The 19,132-nt window shown below is 64.5% G+C and carries 16 protein-coding genes and 1 tRNA gene; 5 read left to right on the top strand and 12 right to left on the bottom strand.

All coding sequences use genetic code 11. From position 1 onward, the window contains the following. The 5 genes from QM741_RS10940 (at nt 1) to QM741_RS10920 (ending at nt 5,137) form a co-directional block, all read left to right on the top strand. Nucleotides 1–333 (top strand): hypothetical protein, encoded by a 333-nt coding sequence (locus QM741_RS10940; RefSeq protein ID WP_415207730.1) that lies wholly within the window; start codon nt 1–3, stop codon nt 331–333. A 72-nt stretch (nt 334–405) separates the two neighbouring features. Beyond that, nucleotides 406–618 (top strand): hypothetical protein, encoded by a 213-nt coding sequence (locus QM741_RS10935; protein ID WP_415207729.1) that lies wholly within the window; start codon nt 406–408, stop codon nt 616–618. 12 nt (nt 619–630) lie between these two features. Continuing rightward, nucleotides 631–2,049 carry a hypothetical protein gene (locus tag QM741_RS10930; RefSeq protein WP_415207728.1) on the top strand — a complete coding sequence of 473 codons (1,419 nt, stop codon included), beginning with the start codon at nt 631–633 and terminating at the stop codon, nt 2,047–2,049. Continuing rightward, the gene (locus tag QM741_RS10925) at nt 2,046–4,163 is read left to right on the top strand and encodes a hypothetical protein (RefSeq protein ID WP_415207727.1); all 2,118 of its coding nucleotides are present in this window, start codon (nt 2,046–2,048) and stop codon (nt 4,161–4,163) included. The genes QM741_RS10930 and QM741_RS10925 overlap by 4 nt, the downstream gene beginning before the upstream one ends. Before the next feature lie 20 nt (nt 4,164–4,183). After that, a complete protein-coding gene (locus QM741_RS10920) occupies nt 4,184–5,137 on the top strand; it encodes a hypothetical protein (RefSeq protein ID WP_415207726.1) in 954 nt (317 codons plus the stop codon). Here the strand turns inward: QM741_RS10920 and QM741_RS10915 are convergent. From QM741_RS10915 to rpsL, 12 genes are all read right to left on the bottom strand, one after another. Continuing rightward, nucleotides 5,134–5,664 carry a hypothetical protein gene (locus QM741_RS10915; protein WP_415207725.1) on the bottom strand — a complete coding sequence of 177 codons (531 nt, stop codon included), beginning with the start codon at nt 5,662–5,664 and terminating at the stop codon, nt 5,134–5,136. The two genes, QM741_RS10920 and QM741_RS10915, sit on opposite strands and share 4 nt — an antisense overlap. Before the next feature lie 579 nt (nt 5,665–6,243). Beyond that, nucleotides 6,244–7,194, bottom strand: a complete 951-nt coding sequence (truB, locus tag QM741_RS10910; protein WP_415207724.1) for a tRNA pseudouridine(55) synthase TruB — start codon at nt 7,192–7,194, stop codon at nt 6,244–6,246. A gap of 157 nt (nt 7,195–7,351) precedes the next feature. Next, on the bottom strand, nt 7,352–7,699 hold the full coding sequence (gene rbfA, locus QM741_RS10905) for a 30S ribosome-binding factor RbfA (protein WP_415207723.1): 348 nt from the start codon (nt 7,697–7,699) through the stop codon (nt 7,352–7,354). A 2-nt stretch (nt 7,700–7,701) separates the two neighbouring features. Further along, nucleotides 7,702–8,790 (bottom strand): alpha/beta hydrolase, encoded by a 1,089-nt coding sequence (locus QM741_RS10900; RefSeq protein WP_415207722.1) that lies wholly within the window; start codon nt 8,788–8,790, stop codon nt 7,702–7,704. 196 nt (nt 8,791–8,986) lie between these two features. Continuing rightward, nucleotides 8,987–11,611, bottom strand: coding sequence for a translation initiation factor IF-2 (gene infB, locus QM741_RS10895; RefSeq protein WP_415207721.1), 2,625 nt, complete (start codon nt 11,609–11,611; stop codon nt 8,987–8,989). A gap of 150 nt (nt 11,612–11,761) precedes the next feature. Continuing rightward, nucleotides 11,762–13,255 (bottom strand): transcription termination factor NusA, encoded by a 1,494-nt coding sequence (gene nusA / locus QM741_RS10890; RefSeq protein WP_415207720.1) that lies wholly within the window; start codon nt 13,253–13,255, stop codon nt 11,762–11,764. A 106-nt stretch (nt 13,256–13,361) separates the two neighbouring features. Beyond that, nucleotides 13,362–13,883, bottom strand: coding sequence for a ribosome maturation factor RimP (gene rimP, locus QM741_RS10885; RefSeq protein WP_415207719.1), 522 nt, complete (start codon nt 13,881–13,883; stop codon nt 13,362–13,364). Between the two features lie 225 nt (nt 13,884–14,108). Next, nucleotides 14,109–14,185: transfer RNA gene (locus tag QM741_RS10880), tRNA-Met, on the bottom strand. Between the two features lie 159 nt (nt 14,186–14,344). Continuing rightward, entirely contained in the window at nt 14,345–15,535 is a 1,191-nt protein-coding gene (gene tuf / locus QM741_RS10875) for an elongation factor Tu (RefSeq protein WP_415207581.1), read from the bottom strand. Nucleotides 15,536–15,631: 96 nt separating this feature from the next. Then, on the bottom strand, nt 15,632–17,722 hold the full coding sequence (fusA, locus tag QM741_RS10870; RefSeq protein WP_415207718.1) for an elongation factor G: 2,091 nt from the start codon (nt 17,720–17,722) through the stop codon (nt 15,632–15,634). A gap of 127 nt (nt 17,723–17,849) precedes the next feature. Then, nucleotides 17,850–18,317 carry a 30S ribosomal protein S7 gene (gene rpsG, locus QM741_RS10865; protein WP_415207717.1) on the bottom strand — a complete coding sequence of 156 codons (468 nt, stop codon included), beginning with the start codon at nt 18,315–18,317 and terminating at the stop codon, nt 17,850–17,852. A gap of 136 nt (nt 18,318–18,453) precedes the next feature. Continuing rightward, the gene (gene rpsL / locus QM741_RS10860; protein ID WP_415207716.1) at nt 18,454–18,831 is read right to left on the bottom strand and encodes a 30S ribosomal protein S12; all 378 of its coding nucleotides are present in this window, start codon (nt 18,829–18,831) and stop codon (nt 18,454–18,456) included. Between the last annotated feature and the right edge of the window lie 301 nt (nt 18,832–19,132).

The following is a 19,132-nucleotide window of genomic DNA, read 5'->3' as shown; positions in this document are numbered from 1 at the left end:
TTGAACGCGCCGGCGCACAACGTCGTGCCGATGGCGACGCTGCCCGAAGAGGTGGCGGCACCGAAGGAGCGGCGTGCGCGCCGGCGCCAGCCGGACAGTATCCGTGACTCGCGTGGCCACCTGCTGTTGAGCCCGCATGTCGTCGCAAAACTGACGCACTACTCCACTGGCACACTGCGCACGATGCGCTGCGAGGGAAAAGGTCCACCACCAGTCAAGCAGCAGGGTAGTTGGTGGGTCTGGTATTACGCGGACGAACTCAAGCTGTGGTTGAAAGAAAACCGCAGAATCATCGACTGGAATCCTTCGCTTTTCGTGAATTCGCGTACATAGGCGTACATCCGCGTTATAGGTGTTCGGTGCACGATGCGCGATGCTCCTCGCAACTACCATGAGGACGCAAACATGGCACATGAAAAATTGCTGGCTGAAGAAAACCAGCAACTGCGCATCGAGATCGAGCGCTTGAAAAAGGGATTCTCTGGCGAGCACCAACAGCTCCTCGCTGCCAAGGACCAACTGCGCATTGATCGCGAAAAATTTGAGGCTGACGCGAAAGTCGTGAGGCAGTTCATGCTGGCCTTCGACGCGCTGCGCAACGCACGGCTCAATTGGTGAGGAGGTCACGACATGGCCAAGATCACCGACGACGACAGCGGCACGAACGCGGCATCTGCGCCGATCGTCAAACGTCCTGATGCCGGCGCTGGCGCTGCACCCGCGCTGCCGAACACCCCGCCGCCGAGCACGGACTCGGCACCTATTGCACCGCCCGGCCTGACCGCGCCGCCGTCGCGGCCCACGCCTGCGCCTGCATCTACGGGGGCCGATTTCCCGACGAAGCCGGTGGTCAGCGGCCAGTCGAATGGCAACGTCGGCGCGATGGTCAATGGCGTGCAGACCTTCAACGACGCCACCGTCCCCAGGAGCTTCATCGATCGCGCTGCCGCCGCACCGAGCGTGTCGGATGTTGCCAGTACGATCCCGAAGCCCACGCTATCGGGCACGTTCAATGGCCGCACGTACTCGGGGGCCGAGTTGGACAAGCTGGCGAACAGCGTCAACGTGGTGCCGGCGGCGAACTTCACCCGACCTGGGCTCGGCACGCTGGGCATGCCCGTGTCGGCCGATCAGGGTATCCAGATGGCGGCGATGAGTATTCCGCGGCCGGTGGCGCCGGCGAATCAGGATGCTGGCATTGCCCGGCCGGCGGCAGTTCAACGACCCGACGGCTACGATCCCACCGCGGCCGCGCGCGACTATCAGTCCAATCTCGCCGATGTCATCAACAGGGATCCGCGCAGCATCAGCGGCACGGCCGCACACAACGCCGACGCGGATCGAATCTGGAACCGAGCCTTGGCCGGCAGCAGCATCAGAAAACAGAATGCAGCCGATGCCATTTACGACAAGCAGATCAGCGCTCTTACTGGGATGCCACAGGGAATTTTCGACGCGCGGAACGCGGCCGGCAATGCCAACGCGCGCGACCAGACGCAGTTCGCGGACACCCAGAACACGAACGCAACGAACCTCCTGCGCACCGGCTTCGAGACGAATGCGCGCCTGACGGGAGCGGAAGCGCGCGCCGATGCGCTGCGCTACGGTGCCGACCAGCGCGCCGGTTCGACCATGTACGCCGCCGACTCGCGCGGCAACGCGGCGCGCGACGTGGCGACGACCCGGGCGAACGTGCCGAAGATCGACAGCGCGAGTACGGCAGCCGCGGGGCGCATCTACCAGCAGGTCCTGCAGGACGGCAAATCGCCCGAGGATGCGCACGCCGCCGTGCAGGGCTGGCTGCAGGCGCGGCAGGGCGGCGCGCCCAGCGCTTCGTCGCCGCAGCCTCAACAATCGCCATCCGTTCCGCCGCCGGACGTATCTGCTCAGGACGCCCAAGATCAGGAGGAAATCGACAGACGCACTCCGACCTCCATGGATATCTATCACCTGCGCACCTTCGTCAAGTCGAATCCGATGTTGCGCGGACTGTTCGATGCGCGCTTCGGCCGCGGTGCCGCTGACAAGGTTCTCGGGCCGCAGCAGTGACCGACAACAGCGATATCCCCGACTGGGCACGGCCCGCGCATGAGGCTGTGCCGGATGTACCCGACTGGGCGAAGCCTGCCTACTCGAGCACGCGCGCATCACCGCCACCCGACGCCACCGCGGCTTCCGTTCCCGACTGGGCGAAACCGGCGACAGCGTCCGCGCGAGCTCCGGCGCCCTCTCCCGCAACGACGTCGGACGTTCCCGATTGGGCGCGCGCCGCTACGCCTGCTCCCGAGAACACGCCGGGCCTCGGCGAGCTGGCGAAGCGCGGCTTCGTGCAAGGGGGCGCCACGCTGCTGCGCTCGCTGCAAGGCGTAGGCGACAGCTTCACGGGTCAGGGGTTGGCGAAGCAGATCACCGAGTCGCAGATGCCGCCGGAAGCGCGCGCGGCGTTCCACGAACAGGCGTATCCGCTCGACACGCTCGCCAAGAACGCGGACGAGTATGCCGCGCCTGCGCCTGGCGAAGCGGCACCCGGTTTGGCGGGAAGGGTCGTGCAAGGAGCATCGAAGCTCCTCCCGGAGGTCGCTGGCGTGATCGCCACCGGCGGCGAAGGTGCCGTTCCGGAAGCCGTCACTGCCGCGGCGCGCGCGGTGCCCTACGTTGGGCGCGTGCTCGGCGGCATCGCGGAAGGCCTGCCGACGGCGGCGAAGTTCACGACCGAGCAGGCCAGCAGCCTGCCGGACGACATGACGCCGGGCCAGAAGCTCGCCGAGACGGCGAAGGACTTCGGCGTCAACGCGGCGATGGCCGGCCTGCCGGCGGCATTGGGCGCCTCGCCGCTCGTGCGTGTGCCGACGGGCGCGGCGATCGGCGCGGGACAATCCGCGGCGCTCAGTGCGCTCGAGGGTCAGCCACAGGACGCCGCGCAGAACATCATCGGCGCGATTCAGGGCGGTGCGTTCGGACTGGTTCCGCATGCTCCACGAGAAGCGGCGCCCGGGACGCGGGCCGATTCGAAAATCAACGCGCCCGGATTTGAAAGTCATCCGCCAACCGACAACGAGTTCGACCGGTTCCACGAGCCGGAAGGCTTGATGAACCCGTTCGATGTGGTCGAGCGGCGTGCACGTGCGCAGGAGCCAGCGCAATCCGACTACAAGCCGAACCTCGTCGCTGACGAGAACGGCGTCCTGCGCGCGGCGCCTGTGCAGCCTGAGCGGCCGCAGATGGAGTCCGAGCACCTGCAATCGACGGTGGTTCCCGACCGGGCCCAACCAGCACAAGCCCCGGATTTTCCCGACCCCAACGCCGGCCCGATATCGCGCGCCGCGGCGCAGGTGACGCCGGCGCACCAGGCCGAACAGGGCATCCGTCCCGCGCCACCGTTTCCCGATGCCGAAACCGGCTCGCTCGCGCATGCCGCCAACGCGATCGACCCCTTTCCGTTCGAGTCGCCGCCCCGCGAGGGGCCACAAATCGAACCCAACAAAACCCAACATGCCGACGACCTGAACTCCACAAAACCTGACATGCCGAAAGGCAGTGAACAGGCGCTCCGGCAGGCGACGCAGCCTGCGTTCCGCGTGGAACCTTTGGGTTCGCAGGGTCTGCTGGTGCATGGCGATCCCGACGCGGTACGTCAGCAACTCGCCATTGCCGGTTTCGCGAAACGCGGCCGCGTCCAGGAGGGCGCGCTGCGCTTCGACGCGAAAGACCGCGATGCGATCGAACAGGCGCTGTTCTCGCCGCAAGGTAACGATGAGGCGATTTCCTTTCCCAACGCGACGGCGAAGGAAACCCAAGCGGCGCAGGCCGATGACGTTCCGCCGCCGATCCCCGACCACGACCTTCTCGAGTGGGTACGCACCGACTCGGACGAGAATCTGGACGGGGCGCAGGACAGCGCCGAGCTTGCCGGCCTGCAGAAACACGAGCATCAGGAGCCGACCTATGTCGCTGCCGCATCGCGCGCGTGGCGCGAGCAAGGTACGGACTCGCCGTTCTTCCGGCACTGGTTCGGCGATTCGAAGGTGGTGGACGCCCAGGGCAAGCCGCGCACGGTGTTCCACGGCACCAGCGAGGACTTCAACGTGTTCCGTGACGACAAGCTCGGCGACAACACGGGGCACATGACGGCGCCGCTCGGGCACTTCCTCACGGAAAGCTGACGGGCACGCTCAAGCGCACGGTGCAGGAGTGGATCGGCGCGGTGCGCGACTGGCTGCGCCGGAACGGCTTCACGGAGCTGGCGAAGTACGGCGAAACCGACCTCGCGCACGTGCTCAGGCAGGCGCGGCAGGCGGCGAACGAAAAGGCCGGCACGGCAGACACGGTTCGGCCGTTCTACCAGCGCTCCCCCGATGCCCAGCCCGCCGGCGGCGGCGATGCCCTGTCCACGGACGAACTGCACGAGGCGCACAGCATCGCCAAGCGCGGTGCGTTCGCCAAGATGTTCCGTTTCTCGAAAGACGGTGCGCAGACCGTCGTGTCGTACAACGGCAAGGAGCTGGTGCGCCTCGACGGGCCGGTGAACCGCAAGAGCCTGACGGCCGCCCTCGATGCCCGCTGGCAGTTGCACCAGGCGGAATCGGAGTCGCCGGCGCGAAACGCTTCGGCAAGCCGCGCGCCTGTGAATTCCAATCTGCCGCCGCGCCGCCCCGGCGAAGCCCCCAGCGCCTATCTGAAATCGCCTTGGTGCCTTCAAGAGTCAGGCATCGCGGCCTTCAAGAAAGGCATGACGGTCATACCGCTATCTCTTGATGGGACAAAGCCTCCGGGGTTTGTCTCGCGTCACCAATCTGTAGCAGTCGATCCGAACGATATCACCATGCGCGATTTGCTACCGGCACTTTTCAGGCATTACTTCGACTTGGCTGTTATCGTTGCAACAAAGTTAGTAGGCGCATCGGGATCGTATCGCAGCGCCGAGATAAATTTTCGCGCCATCCTTCCGCATCTGGGGAGAATGAGCGATCCGCAAATGAAGGAACTGCTTGAGCGATCGATAGAGAACGGTCAGGTATTGCACGCGAGTGAGTGCGCGTCGAAATACCTTCCGCCTCTCTTAAAGACGCACGGTAAACTTCTGAAACCTATAGTTCGTGCAAAATTGAAGCGTGCCTGTGCGGACTTCATGACCTAGTGGGGCGATGTATAGCTCAGAGTCGGTAGGTACTGCGCAAAGAAGCGCTGAGGCAAAGTGAGTCTAGGTGCCTCGCTCATCGAATATCCGTCACGCCGCATAAGTTCGATTTGACAGCGACGTACGAGATACGGCAGGCATGGTGGTTCCCCCTGTTCAATCTTTCTGCGCTCATTGGTCAGAGAATTCAACGCTGCCTTACTTCGTTGGGTCTCGCGCCATTTCATCTCGAGATCGATGAACCTACGATAGAAATCGCCGTGCAGCCAAGCCAAGCGTGAAAAACCGATAACAAGATTTAGGCCTTGAACGATGGTGACAGCGACGGAGGCCGCCACTGCATAATCTGGTAGCTTTCCGAGGAGAGAGCTTACCGTTGCAGTGCCCATGATCACACCAAAGAAGGCTGTCGCTCTGTTCCACCGCTCGAAGAAACGGCGCCGCTCCTGATGGTAGTGACTGCACAGAGCGAGGTCGAATCCCAAAACACGCCAATCTTTCTCGAGTTCACTTTCCTCGATTGCCATTGTTATCTCCTCCCTTCTTGGGCGGCGGATCGACACGCTGCACGTGCGTCGGAATGTTCCTTGGAGTATGGCCGCGATCATTCCCGTGTTCTTTATGAGATTCGCGGAATGGCACATCGCTCCTACGCGACGGCTGGTCTTTCGGCTTGTCGTTCTGGCTCACAGAAGGTTCCTATCTATGGGGCTACTACAGCTTAGCGCATCACGCCATGCTGCCGAGCATCTTGGTCTTGACCGAAGTTGTAAGCGAAGGGCGAGCAAGAACAGCGGGAACGAGCACCCCCACGCCCCCTTTGATTCGGTTGACCAGCATTGTGGGCAGTATGCCTAAGAATTCGTGAGGCGCGAGCATGAGGCAACGGCCAGGGTGATCGTGAGTTGTTGGCGGTAGATTTGGCGGTACGAGCGATTTTTCACATCACGAAAATCTCGCAAAATCAGTGTCCTGAGCCGAGTATTCGTGTTCCCCTGGGATTCAATATGACTCGGCGTCACGCAACATCACTGAAACCGCGCTACGGCGCGGTTTTTTCTTGCCCGGAGAGTCATCATTACCCGTTCGCCAGCAGGCGTTGCGCTTCAAATCCAAATCCGCCGGTCGGAACCCGGTTGAACCGCCGCATTGAAACCGCGCAAAACGCGCACGTCGCCGTTGGCGTCGGCTTCCACGAGGGCAACCAGACGGTTGTCTGCATCGAGCGCACGCCACGGTGTCGCGGTGCGTATCCCGACTCGCCGCAGACGCCTGCCATGCCGCAACGCGATCGCTTCCTCGGGCGAAAGATGCAGTGCGGGCAGCGCAACGAGCCCCTCATCGAGCGACAGCAGCAATGCGTCGAGCCCGTCCGGACCGCGCTCGGCGTGGACCGCTTCGAGCTGACCCCACGTGTGCATCGCCGGCTCGCGGAACGGCTCCACCCACAACCGCCGCAGCGCGGTCAGGTGCGCGCCGCAACCCAGCTTTTCGCCGAGGTCGCGCGCAAGACTGCGCACGTAGGTTCCCGAACCGCATTCCACGTACAGGCGCAGCGCATCGTCCGCGTGCGCCACGGCATCGAGCCGGAACACTTCGACCGTGCGCGTCGGCGCTTCGACGTCCTCGCCGCGCCGCGCCCGTTTGTACAGCGGCACGCCGCCCTGCTTGAGCGCCGAATAAATCGGCGCGGTCTGCATGATGCGCCCGCGCAGCGGCTGCATCGCCGCTTCGAGCGCCGCCGCGTCGATGGCAGGTACCGCCCGCGTTGCGACGACCTCGCCTTCGGCATCGTCGCTCGTCGTCGTCACGCCGAGCCGGCATTCGGCGCTGTACGCCTTGCGCGCGCCGAGCAGATGGCCTGCGATCTTGGTCGCCTCGCCGAAACAGATCGGCAGCATCCCCGTCGCGAGCGGATCGAGGCTACCGGTGTGCCCGGCCTTGCGCGCCCTAAACAGATATCGCGCCTTCTGCATCGCCTGGTTGGAACTCATGCCATGCGGCTTGTCGAGCAGCAGAATGCCGCTGATGTCTCGATATTCTTGTCCGGATGTCACGGAGAAATTCGCTTTGTCTTCCCTTCTCCCGCCGGGAGAAGGTGCCCGAAGGGCGGATGAGGGAAGGACATTGCAGTTTTCGACAAGAAAGAACGCATGCGAGGTTCTCCCCTCATCCGGCGCTTCGCGCCACCTTCTCCCGGTGGGAGAAGGGAAACTACGGCTTCCCGCGCAGCAACGCCTCGATGCGCTCGCCGCGGTCGAGCGAGTCGTCGTAGCGGAAACGCAATTCGGGTACGCGACGGATGTTCATCGTGCGCGACAGTTCGCGGCGGAACTCCTTCGCGAGCTCGTTGAGCGCCTTGACGCCCTGCGTCGCCTGGTCGGGCTGCAACGCCGTGACGTACACCGTCGCCACGTCGAAATCCTTGGTCACCTCGACGTCGGACACGCTCATCGACGACAGCGCGTTGTCGTCGCGCACGGTCTCGTGCACGAGCGTGCCGAGCAGGCGGCGAAGTTCCGCGGAAAGACGATCGGAGCGGTTGAAGGATCGCGTGGCCATGCTCAATGCCTGTTGCCGGCGGCGTTCGTCCCGCCCAGTTCGCGGTCGAAGAAGCGCGCGACGACGGCGTACATCGCCTTCGACTCGGGCAGTTCGGGGTCGGAGAAGAACGAATGCCACATGCCTTCCCAGACGTGCAGTTCGGTGCGCGCACCGGCCTCGGTCAGCAGTTCGTTGCTGCGCAATGCGGCGCTCATCGCGAAGTCGCGCGAGCCGGAGACCAGCAACGTCGGCGGGAATTTCGCCAGCACCTCGCGCGAATTGCCGGGCAGTACCAGCGGGCTCGCCGGATCGGCGTCCTTGAAGTACGGCAGCGCGGTCAGCGGAAAGGCATGCTCGGGCACCGCCTCGCCCATGAGCAGGTGCCCGGCATACGCCGAATCGCCCTGCAGATCGACGACGCCCGCACAGAAGATGCCGATCGCGCCCGGCGCAGGCAATTTCTTCGTCTGCAGCCAGGCGACCGCTTCGGCGGTCAGCGCGCCGCCGGCCGAGCAGCCGTAGATGCCGATGTTCTGCGGCTTGTAGTTCTTGAGCAGGTCGCGGTAGACCTTTTCTACATCCTCGCTCGCGGCGGGAAATGTGTACTCGGGGCCTTCGCGGTAGTCGACCGTGACCACCTTGATCCTGCCGACGCTCGCAACGGGAATCGCCTCGACGAGTCCGCCGCTGCCCGCACCCCAGAGGAACGCGCCGCCATGCAGGTTGATCAGCACGCGCTGCGCATTGCGCGGATCGACGCCGCCTTTCGGCGTCACCACGTCGGCGGTGACGCCGCCGAATTTCTGCGCCACGACCTCGACCGGATAGAGCTTCTTCATCCGCTCGGCACGGTCGCTGTTGATCTTGTCGTAGAACGCGCGGCTCGCCTGGATGTCCTGGCCGAGCGGCGGCGATGCCTTGCCTTCCGCGAAGGTTCCGCCGAAGCGTTTCAGCGCTTCCTTCGATGCGAACGTGGAGAACGGAATGCGCACTGCGGGCGAGGAAACCGCACCGGCCGCGTCGATCTTCGGCGCAGCATCTTGCGCAAACGCCGGGGACGAGAACAAGACTCCGGCCAATAGCGAGAGCACGATACGATGAGAAATCATGAGAGCTTCCCGGTGTTGTGGCGACCAAGCGCAATTCTAACGCCGTCATTACTCGCCGCATCCTGCGGCTTGCCCTGCGGGCCATTCGCTACGCGAATGTTCGTTTCGGCATCCCGCCTTCACAGTCCGGCGGAAACCGGAATGACGAGCAAGAGCGATTCGGCCATATGCTTTTGCCGACGCTCGATTCCCGGCCTTACAGCGTCCTCGCCACCTCGATGCGCTCGAAGCACTCGATCTGGTCGCCCGGTTTGACGTCGTTGTACTGCTTGACGCCGATGCCGCACTCCATGCCGTTGCGCACCTCGTCGACGTTTTCCTTGAAGCGGCGCAGCGATTCGAGTTCGCCCTGGAAAATGACGGTGTTGTCGCGCAGCACGCGGATCGGCTTGTTGCGCTTGACCGCGCCCTCGACGACCATGCAGCCCGCGATCGCGCCGAACTTGGACGAGCGGAACACGTCGCGCACCTGCGCGATGCCGATGATCTCCTCGCGGATCTCGACGCCGAGCAGGCCCGAGGCGACCTGCTTCACCTGGTCGATCACGTCGTAGATGATCGAGAAGTAGCGCAGGTCGAGACCGTTCGCCTCGATAATCTTGCGCGCGGACGCGTCGGCGCGCACGTTGAAGCCGATGATGACGGCCTTCGACGCGGCGGCCAGCGTCGCGTCGGACTCGGTGATGCCGCCGACGCCCGAGCCGATCACGTTGACCTTGACCTGGTCGTTGCCGACCTTGGTCAGCGCGTCGCGCAGCGCTTCGGCCGAACCCTGCACGTCGGCCTTGACCACGAGGTTGAGCGTCTGTGCGCCCTCGCCCTGGCCCATCTGCGCCATGATGTCTTCCATGCGGTTGCCGGCGACCTTGGCCAGGCGCGCGTCGCGGCGCTTGTGCTGGCGCTCGAGCGCGACGTCCTTGGCGAGGCGCTCATCCTGCACGACGATGAAGTCGTCGCCCGCGTCGGGCACGCCCGACAGGCCGAGCAACTGCACCGGAATCGACGGGCCAGCCGAATCGACCTGCTGGCCGCCTTCGTCGAACAGCGCGCGCACGCGGCCGTATTCGACGCCGCAGACGATGAAATCGCCCTTCTTCAGCGTACCCTGCTGGACGAGCACGGTTGCGACCGGGCCGCGGCCCTTGTCGAGGCTCGATTCGACGACGACGCCCGCAGCGCGGCCGTCCCTGACCGCGGTCAGTTCCATGACTTCAGCCTGCAGCAGGATCGCGTCGAGCAGGTTGTCGACGCCCTCGCCGGTCTTCGCCGACACCGGCACGATCTGCACGTCGCCGCCCCATTCCTCGGGCACGACTTCGTGCTGGACCAGGCCCTGCTTGACTTGGTCGGGATTCGCCTCGGGCTTGTCCATCTTGTTCATCGCCACGATCAGCGGCACGTGTGCGGCGCGCGCGTGGTTGATCGCCTCGATCGTCTGCGGCATCACGCCGTCGTCGGCGGCGACGACGAGCACGACGATGTCGGTCAGCTTCGCGCCGCGCGCGCGCATCGCGCTGAACGCGGCATGGCCCGGCGTGTCGAGGAAGCTGATCACGCCCTTGTCGGTGGTCACGTGGTAGGCGCCGATGTGCTGGGTGATGCCGCCGGCTTCGCCGGAGGCCACCTTGGTGCGGCGGATATAGTCGAGCAGCGAGGTCTTGCCGTGGTCGACGTGGCCCATGATCGTGACCACGGGCGGGCGCGACTCCTTGTCGCCGACGATCTCGATGTTCGCAAGCGCGGTCTCGGCATTGTCCTCCTCGAGGCGCGTGGCACGGTGGCCGAGTTCCTCGACGACGAGCACGGCGGTGTCGTGGTCGATAGGCTGGTTGATCGTCGCCATCACGCCCATCTTGAACAGCGCGCGCACGACGTCGGCGCCCTTGACCGCCATTTTCTGGGCGAGGTCGGAAACGAGGATCGAATCGCCGATCGCGATGTCGCGCGTGACCGGTGCGGTCGGCCGCGAGAATCCGTGCGGACCGCCCGACGGCGAACGCGCCTGCTCGACGACGCGGCGCGGCTTGCGCTTGATCGCGCCGCGGCGCGCATGGCCTTCATCCGACAGGTGCAGCTCGGCGCCGAAGTAGCGACGTGCGGCGTCGCCGCCGTCGTCGTCGCGCATGCGATGCGAGCCGTGCTTCTTGTGCCGGGCCCCGGGCGCGGCGCCGCCATTGCCCTCTTCGGTGCGCACGGCGGCACGCGGGCGCGGCGCTTCCGCCGGCTTGCGCGCCGGCGTCTCGGCCTTGGGCGCGCGCTCCGCCGCAGTCGGCTTTTCCGCCGCCGCGGCCTTGCTCGCCGCCGCTTGTTCCGCTGCGGCCTTGGCCTGCGCTTCGGCTTGCGCACGAGCTTCTTCGGCCGCGCGCAACTTGGCCTCCTCTTCGAGGCGACGACGCTCCTGATCCTGGCGCGTGATTTCCTCGGTTTCGCGCTTGAGCTGCGATTCGGCGAGCTTCTTCAGCGCCTCCTCGCGCTCGGCGTCGGGCTTCTGCTCGTCGGCGATCTCGCTGCGTTTGACGTAGGTGCGCTTCTGCCGCACCTCGACGTTGACCGTCTTGCCGCGCGTCGCTCCCTGGTTGACCGTCAATTCGCTGACCGTGCGTCGCTTGAGCGTGACCTGGCGCGGCGCGCTGTCGGCAGCGACGCCTTCGCCCTTGCCGTGCGTGCGGCGCAGGAAGCCGAGCAGCTTGACCTTCTCGGTGCTCGAGACGACCTGGTCGGGGCTGGAGAACTTCATGCCGGCGCCGTCGAGCTGCGCCAGCAGCTTGTCCACGCTCATGCCGAGCACACCGGCGAGTTGTTTGATCGTTACATCCGACATGGTTCTTGCTTCTCCTCGTGGCGTACGGGGACCTGCCTCCGCTTCGCCTCTGATTCTTTTGCCGTCATCCCGACGAAAATCGGAAGGACGGGATTGTTCGTTCAAGTGTTCATATGCACACCGGGCTCGTTCTCGTTGGCCAGCTGAAGACTATGCCGCCTCTGCCTGGCGCGCCGCCATGATCAGCGCCGACGCGCGCTGCTCGTCGACGCCGTCGATCGCCAGTTCGACCAGTTCGTCGGTGGCGAGATCGGCCAAGTCCTGGCGCGTGACGACCTTGTGCTGCGCGAGCGCGAACGCGGTCGCCTCGTCCATGTCCGGCACGGCGAGCAGGTCTTCGGCCGGCTTGTGCTCGTCGAGATCCTCCTCGACCGCGAGCGCGTCGGTGAGCAGCGCATCGCGCGCGCGCGCGCGCAGCTCCTCGACGATGTCCTCGTCGAAGCCTTCGATGCCGAGCAGTTCGGCGGTCGGCACGTAGGCGATTTCCTCGACCGTGCTGAAGCCCTCCTGGACGAGGATCGCGGCGATCTCCGCATCGACCTCGAGCTTGGCCTGGAACAGTTCGCGCGCCGCGACCTGCTCGGCCTCGGACTTCGCCGCGACCTGGTCCTGCGTCATCACGTTGAGCTGCCAGCCGGACAGCTTGCTCGCGAGGCGCACGTTCTGGCCGCCGCGGCCGATCGCCTGCGAGAGCTTGTCCTCGGCGACGGCGATGTCCATCGAATGCTTGTCCTCGTCGACGATGATCGACTGCACCTCGGCCGGCGCCATGGCGTTGATCACGAACTGCGCCGCGTTCTCGTTCCACAGCACGATGTCGATGCGCTCGCCGTTGAGTTCGTTCGACACCGCCTGCACGCGCGAGCCGCGCATGCCGATGCAGGCGCCGATCGGGTCGGTGCGGTGGTCGTGCGCGATCACCGCGATCTTGGCGCGGTCGCCCGCGTCGCGAGCGGCGGCCCTGATTTCGACCAGACCCTGGCCCACCTCGGGTACTTCGAGCTTGAACAGCTCGATCATGAATTCCGGCGCCGTGCGCGAGACGAACAATTGCGGACCGCGCTGCTCGGAGCGCACTTCGTACAGGTAACCGCGCACGCGGTCGCCCGCACGCACTGCCTCGCGCGGAATCGCCTTGTCGCGCGCGATATAGGCTTCGGCGTTGCCGCCGAGATCGAGATAGATGCTGCCGCGCTCGACGCGCTTGACCACGCCGGTGACGAGTTCGCCGACACGATCCTTGTACGCATCGACGACGAGCGCGCGCTCGGCCTCGCGCACGTGCTGCACGATGACTTGCTTCGCCGCCTGCGCGGAGATGCGGCCGAAATCGGGATTGTCGATCTTCTCCTCGATGAAGTCGCCAACCTGCGCGTCGGGCTTGACGTCGACCGCGTCCATCAGGCGCAACTGGCGGTCCGGCGATTCCATCACCACGTCGTCGGCGACGACTTCCCAGCGGCGGAAGGTCTCGTACTCGCCGCTGTGGCGGTCGATTGCCACGCGCGCGGCGACATCCTCGTTCGGATAGCGTTTCTTCGCCGCCGAGGCTAGCGCCGCCTCGAGCGCATGGAAGATCACGTCGCGGTCGACGCCCTTCTCGTTTGCGACGGCCTCGGCCACCATCAACATCTCTTTGCTCATCGTCTTTTCTCTTGATCTTCCCTTCTCCCGCCGGGAGAAGGTGCCCCGAAGGGGCGGATGAGGGAAAGGCGTTGCACGGTCGTGTCACGCCATCCGCAAAAAAAACTTATTTCTTTTTACTCTTTTCCGCTTTGCCGCCCTGGCCGGGCTTCTTCGGCTCGTCGAACCGAGGCACCAGCTTGGCCTTGTGAATGTTGCCGTGCGCGATCCGCACCGGCTCGCCATCCTGCTCGACCGTGATCGTCTCGCCTTCCACGCCGAGGATCGGCCCCTGGAAGCGGCGCCGGCCGTCGAGCGGAAGGCTCAGTTCGATCTTCGCCTCCTGACCGACGAAACGCGCGAACTGCTCCGGCGTGTACAACGGGCGATCGAGTCCCGGCGAAGACACTTCGAGCGTGTAGCGCCCGACGATCGGATCGTTCACGTCGAACAGCGCCGATACCTGGCGGCTGACCAGTTCGCAATCGTCCACCGTCACCGGCGAACGCTCCCGATCAGGGCCGGCGCGATCGATGTACACGCGCACCAGCGAATTGCCGTGCGACGGGCTGTACTCGACGCCGAGGCACTCCAACCCCATGTCCGCGATCGCGGGCGACACCAGATTGGTCAGTTCCTCGTTGCGCAAGATCGGCCCCACTCACGTTGACGTCGTTCCCGCGAAAGCTTAGGAATGACGGCGAAAGAAAACACGGCCAAGCCGCAGAAACAAAAAATGGGCCAGAGGCCCATTCCTTAGTCCGCCGTTTTGATCCAAAACCGGCGAGTCGCATCCTGCGAAATCTTTGCGTTCGTCCCTGAATCGCGAAAAAATCAATAGCGTCCGTCCATGGCCGCACTTCTCGAAAAGAATTGGTAGCGGGGGCAGGATTTGAACCTACGACCTTCGGGTTATGAGCCCGACGAGCTGCCAGACTGCTCCACCCCGCACCAGAGAGTCGCTATTCTAGTCTCGAACACAGGCATTTTGCAACCACATCGAAGTCGCCGGATCCCCGCCAGAAGCACGCGGGGATGACGTATCGATCCAAAGCTGGATCCCGGATCAGCGTACATCCCTGTACTGTCCGGGATGACGCCATCATGGCGTCACTTGATGATCTTCGCCACCACGCCCGCGCCGACCGTGCGGCCGCCCTCGCGGATCGCGAAGCGCAAGCCCTCGTCCATCGCGATCGGGTTGATCAGGCTCACCACCATCTTGATGTTGTCGCCCGGCATCACCATCTCCACGCCCTCGGGCAGTTGCACACTGCCCGTCACGTCCGTCGTGCGGAAGTAGAACTGCGGGCGGTAGCCCTTGAAGAACGGCGTATGACGCCCGCCCTCTTCCTTGCTCAGCACGTACACCTCCGCCTCGAAGTCCGTGTGCGGCGTGATCGTGCCCGGCTTCGCCAGCACCTGACCGCGCTCCACCTCGTCGCGCTTCGTGCCGCGCAGCAGAATGCCCGTGTTGTCGCCCGCCCGGCCCTCGTCCAGCAGCTTGCGGAACATCTCCACCCCCGTGCACGTCGTCTTCACCGTCGGCCGGATGCCCACGATCTCGATTTCGTCGCCCACCTTCACGATCCCGCGCTCGATTCTTCCGGTCACCACCGTGCCGCGGCCCGAGATGCTGAACACGTCTTCCACCGGCATCAGGAACGGCTTGTCGATGTCGCGCTTGGGCTCCGGAATGTACGTGTCCAGCGCGTCCACCAGCTTGATGATCGCCGGCACACCAATCTCCGACTGGTCGCCTTCCAGCGCCTTCAGCGCCGAACCCTTGATGATCGGCGTGTCGTCGCCCGGGAAGTTGTACTTCGAGAGCAGGTCGCGCACTTCCATTTCAACCAGTTCGAGCAGCTCGGCGTCGTCCACCATGTCCGCCTTGTTCAGGAACACGACGATGTACGGCACGCCCACCTGGCGGCTCAACAGGATGTGCTCGCGCGTCTGCGGCATCGGGCCGTCCGCGGCCGAACACACCAGGATCGCGCCGTCCATCTGCGCCGCGCCCGTGATCATGTTCTTCACGTAGTCCGCATGCCCCGGGCAGTCGACGTGCGCGTAGTGGCGCGTCGGGCTTTCGTACTCGACGTGCGCCGTCGAGATCGTGATCCCGCGCGCCTTCTCTTCCGGCGCCGCATCGATCTGGTCGTACGCCTTGAACTCGCCGCCGAACCGTTCCGCTCCGACCTTCGTCAGCGCCGCCGTCAGCGTCGTCTTGCCGTGGTCCACGTGGCCGATCGTGCCTACGTTCACGTGCGGCTTGGTCCGCTCGAATTTGCCTTTTGCCATGACTTAAATCTCCAAAAATTTTTACAGAAGAACTCGTTGCCACCGATAAGCTGCCGAACGACAGCTTCATCGCCGGCGGTTATCGCCGGCGATAACTCAGCCTTTCTTGACCACCGCCTCGGCGACGTTGGCCGGCGCCTCGGCGTAGTGGTCGAACTCCATCGTGAACGTGGCGCGGCCCTGGCTCATCGAGCGCAGGCTGGTCGCGTAGCCGAACATCTCGCCGAGCGGCACGAGCGCCGAGATCACCTTGCCCGACGGGCTTTCGTCCTGGCCCTGCAACACGCCGCGGCGGCGCGACAGGTCGCCCATCACGTCGCCCATGTAGTCTTCCGGCGTCACCACCTCGACCTTCATGATCGGCTCGAGCAGGACCGGATTCGCCTTGGCGAAGCCTTCCTTGAACGCCATCGAGCCGGCGATCTTGAACGCCATTTCGTTCGAGTCGACCTCGTGGTACGAGCCGTCGATCAGGCGCACCTTCACGTCCACCACCGGAAATCCGGCGAGCACGCCGTTGCCGAGCTGCTCGCGGATGCCTTTCTCGACCGCCGGGATGTATTCCTTCGGAATGACGCCGCCGACGATCGCGTTTTCGAATTCGAAACCCTTGCCGCGCTCGAGCGGTTCCATCTCGACGACGACATGGCCGTACTGGCCGCGGCCGCCCGACTGGCGCACGAACTTGCCTTCCTGCTTGACCGCCTTGCGCATCGTCTCGCGGTACGCGACCTGCGGCTTGCCGACGTTTGCCTCGACACCGAATTCGCGCTTCATGCGGTCGACGATGATGTCGAGGTGCAACTCGCCCATGCCGGCGATGATGGTCTGGCCCGACTCCTCGTCGGTACGCACGCGGAACGACGGATCCTCCTGCGCGAGACGCGACAGGGCGAGGCCCATCTTTTCCTGATCGGCCTTGGTCTTGGGCTCGATCGCCATCGCGATCACCGGCTCGGGAAAGCTCATCTTCTCGAGCGTGATCACGTGGTCGGCCGCACACAGCGTCTCGCCCGTGGTCACGTCCTTGAGGCCGACCGCCGCGGCGATATCGCCGGCGCGCACTTCCTTGATCTCGTCGCGGTTGTTCGCATGCATCTGCAGCAGGCGGCCGATGCGCTCCTTCCTGCCTTTGATCGGGTTGAACACGGTGTCGCCCGAGTTCAGCACGCCCGAATAGACGCGGAAGAAGGTCAGCGCACCGACGTACGGATCGGTCGCGATCTTGAACGCGAGCGCCGCGAACGGTTCGTTGTCGCCGGCGTGACGTTCCTCGACCTTGTCGTCCTCGTCGTGGCCGGTGACCGGCGGACGATCCGACGGCGCGGGCAGATAGCGGATCACGCCGTCGAGCATCGCCTGCACGCCCTTGTTCTTGAACGCCGAGCCGCAGAACACCGGAATCATCTGGTTCGCGAGCGTGCCCGCGCGGATACCCGAGATGATTTCGTCTTCGCTGAGCTCGCCACCTTCCAGATATTTGTTCATCAAGTCTTCGGAGGTTTCCGCCGCCGACTCGATCATGTGCTCGCGCGCGGCCTTGGCCTTGTCGACCAGGTCCGCCGGAATGTCGCCGAACTCGAACTCCATGCCCTGGGATTCCATGTCCCAGTGGATGGCCTTCAGCTTGAGCAGGTCGACCACGCCCTCGAAGCCGTCTTCCGCGCCGATCGGCAGTTGCATCGGCACCGGATTCGCGCCGAGACGCGCCTTCAACTGGCCGACGACCTTGTCGAAATCCGCGCCCTGCCGGTCCATCTTGTTGACGAAGGCGACGCGCGGCACGCCGTACTTGTTCGCCTGGCGCCACACCGTCTCCGACTGCGGCTGCACGCCGCCGACCGCGCAGAGCACGAACACCGCGCCGTCGAGCACGCGCAACGAACGCTCGACCTCGATCGTGAAGTCGACGTGCCCCGGCGTATCGATGATGTTGAAGCGATGCTGCGGGAACGAACGGTCCATGCCGGTCCAGAAGCACGTCGTCGCGGCCGAGGTGATCGTGATGCCGCGCTCCTGCTCCTGCTCCATCCAGTCCATCGTCGCCGCACCCTCGTGCACCTCGCCGATCTTGTGATTGACGCCGGTGTAGAACAGGATGCGCTCCGTGGTCGTGGTCTTTCCGGCATCGATGTGGGCCATGATGCCGAAATTACGGTAGCGTTCGATTGGCGTGTTGCGTGCCATGGTTGCAGGGTGCGAGTGCTGTTCGGCTGTGCCGGAGGCGAATGATTTTCGTGGCTTCAAAACGGGAGAAGGCGGCCATCACGACCGCCGTTCTCGCGTAGCCCTCAAATGAGGCCTGACTTCCAAATTACCAGCGGTAGTGCGAGAACGCCTTGTTCGCGTCCGCCATGCGGTGTGTTTCCTCGCGCTTCTTCACCGCCCCGCCGCGATTCTCCGCAGCTTCGATCAGTTCGGCCGCGAGCTTGCGCGGCATCGAATTTTCGCTGCGCTTGCGCGCGGCCTCGATCACCCAGCGCATCGCCAGCGCGACACGGCGCGACGCGCGCACTTCGACCGGCACCTGATACGTGGCGCCGCCGACCCGGCGCGACTTCACCTCGACGGCCGGCGCAACGTTGCCGAGCGCCTTCTCGACGAGTTCGAGCGGCTGCGCGTTCTTCTCGCCGATATGGGCGATCGCACCGTAGACGATGCCTTCGGCGATCGACTTCTTGCCGCTCTGCATGACCATGTTGATGAAGCGCGAGATCAGTTGGCTGCCGTGCTTGGGATCGGGCAGCAGTTCGCGCGTGGGGGTATTGCCTTTGCGTGACATAGTCTCTTCTCAATGATGCGGCCACACGGGCCGCTTGATACTCAAATGCCGCGAAGCGGCACCTGCGGAATTGAATCTTTTTTGAAAAGTGCGGCCAGGATGGCCGCTCTGGTCCGGGCACGGAAGCCCGGAAAAATCAACCAGCCTTGGGCTTCTTGGCGCCGTACTTCGAGCGGCTCTGGCGGCGCTTGGTCACGCCGGCCGCGTCGAGCGAACCGCGCACCGTGTGGTAGCGCACGCCCGGCAGATCCTTCACGCGACCGCCGCGGATCAGCACGACCGAGTGCTCCTGCAGGTTGTGGCCTTCGCCGCCGATGTAGCTGATGACCTCGAAACCGTTGGTCAGGCGCACCTTGGCGACCTTGCGCAGGGCCGAATTCGGCTTCTTCGGCGTGGTCGTGTAGACGCGCGTGCAGACGCCGCGGCGTTGCGGGCAATTCTCGAGCGCGGGCGAGGCGCTCTTGTAGGTCTTCGGGCTGCGCGACTTGCGCACGAGCTGATTGACGGTAGACATGCAGGCTTTCGATCCGGATGTTTGCGTAGACGAAAACGCAGCCCGGACATGATCCGGGCTGCGAAGACTTGAAAGTATAGCTGGCGCTTGACAAAACCGTCAAGCCAAACAGCTTGCGATTTCGTCGGACTTCCGTATGACGATTCCGAAGGACATCCTGCCCCTCGATGTCGCTTGCAGCGCCTGCAACACCATTCGAAGACGACCCTGTCAAGCCGCTTTCGAGTGCGCCATTTTACTTCGTCTTGCCGGAATCGGCAATATCATCAAGAACTTCGGAGCGGAAGCCCCGCGAGCGCAG

It is taken from the genome of Rudaea sp. (genome assembly GCF_047601565.1).
GTDB lineage: Bacteria > Pseudomonadota > Gammaproteobacteria > Xanthomonadales > Rhodanobacteraceae > Rudaea.
The sequence above is the reverse complement of the archived record's forward strand: the minus strand, read 5'-3'. Positions and strand labels throughout refer to the sequence as shown.

What these genes read in the sequence shown, in the direction of transcription:
- nusA (WP_415207720.1), bottom strand. Translation starts at nt 13,255, where the DNA reads ATGAGCAAAGAGATGTTGATGGTGGCCGAGGCCGTCGCAAACGAGAAG.
- fusA (WP_415207718.1), bottom strand. Translation starts at nt 17,722, where the DNA reads ATGGCACGCAACACGCCAATCGAACGCTACCGTAATTTCGGCATCATG.
- infB (WP_415207721.1), bottom strand. Translation starts at nt 11,611, where the DNA reads ATGTCGGATGTAACGATCAAACAACTCGCCGGTGTGCTCGGCATGAGC.
- QM741_RS10930 (WP_415207728.1), top strand. Translation starts at nt 631, where the DNA reads ATGGCCAAGATCACCGACGACGACAGCGGCACGAACGCGGCATCTGCG.
- rpsG (WP_415207717.1), bottom strand. Translation starts at nt 18,317, where the DNA reads ATGTCACGCAAAGGCAATACCCCCACGCGCGAACTGCTGCCCGATCCC.
- QM741_RS10900 (WP_415207722.1), bottom strand. Translation starts at nt 8,790, where the DNA reads ATGATTTCTCATCGTATCGTGCTCTCGCTATTGGCCGGAGTCTTGTTC.
- rbfA (WP_415207723.1), bottom strand. Translation starts at nt 7,699, where the DNA reads ATGGCCACGCGATCCTTCAACCGCTCCGATCGTCTTTCCGCGGAACTT.
- QM741_RS10915 (WP_415207725.1), bottom strand. Translation starts at nt 5,664, where the DNA reads ATGGCAATCGAGGAAAGTGAACTCGAGAAAGATTGGCGTGTTTTGGGA.
- tuf (WP_415207581.1), bottom strand. Translation starts at nt 15,535, where the DNA reads ATGGCAAAAGGCAAATTCGAGCGGACCAAGCCGCACGTGAACGTAGGC.
- QM741_RS10935 (WP_415207729.1), top strand. Translation starts at nt 406, where the DNA reads ATGGCACATGAAAAATTGCTGGCTGAAGAAAACCAGCAACTGCGCATC.
- rpsL (WP_415207716.1), bottom strand. Translation starts at nt 18,831, where the DNA reads ATGTCTACCGTCAATCAGCTCGTGCGCAAGTCGCGCAGCCCGAAGACC.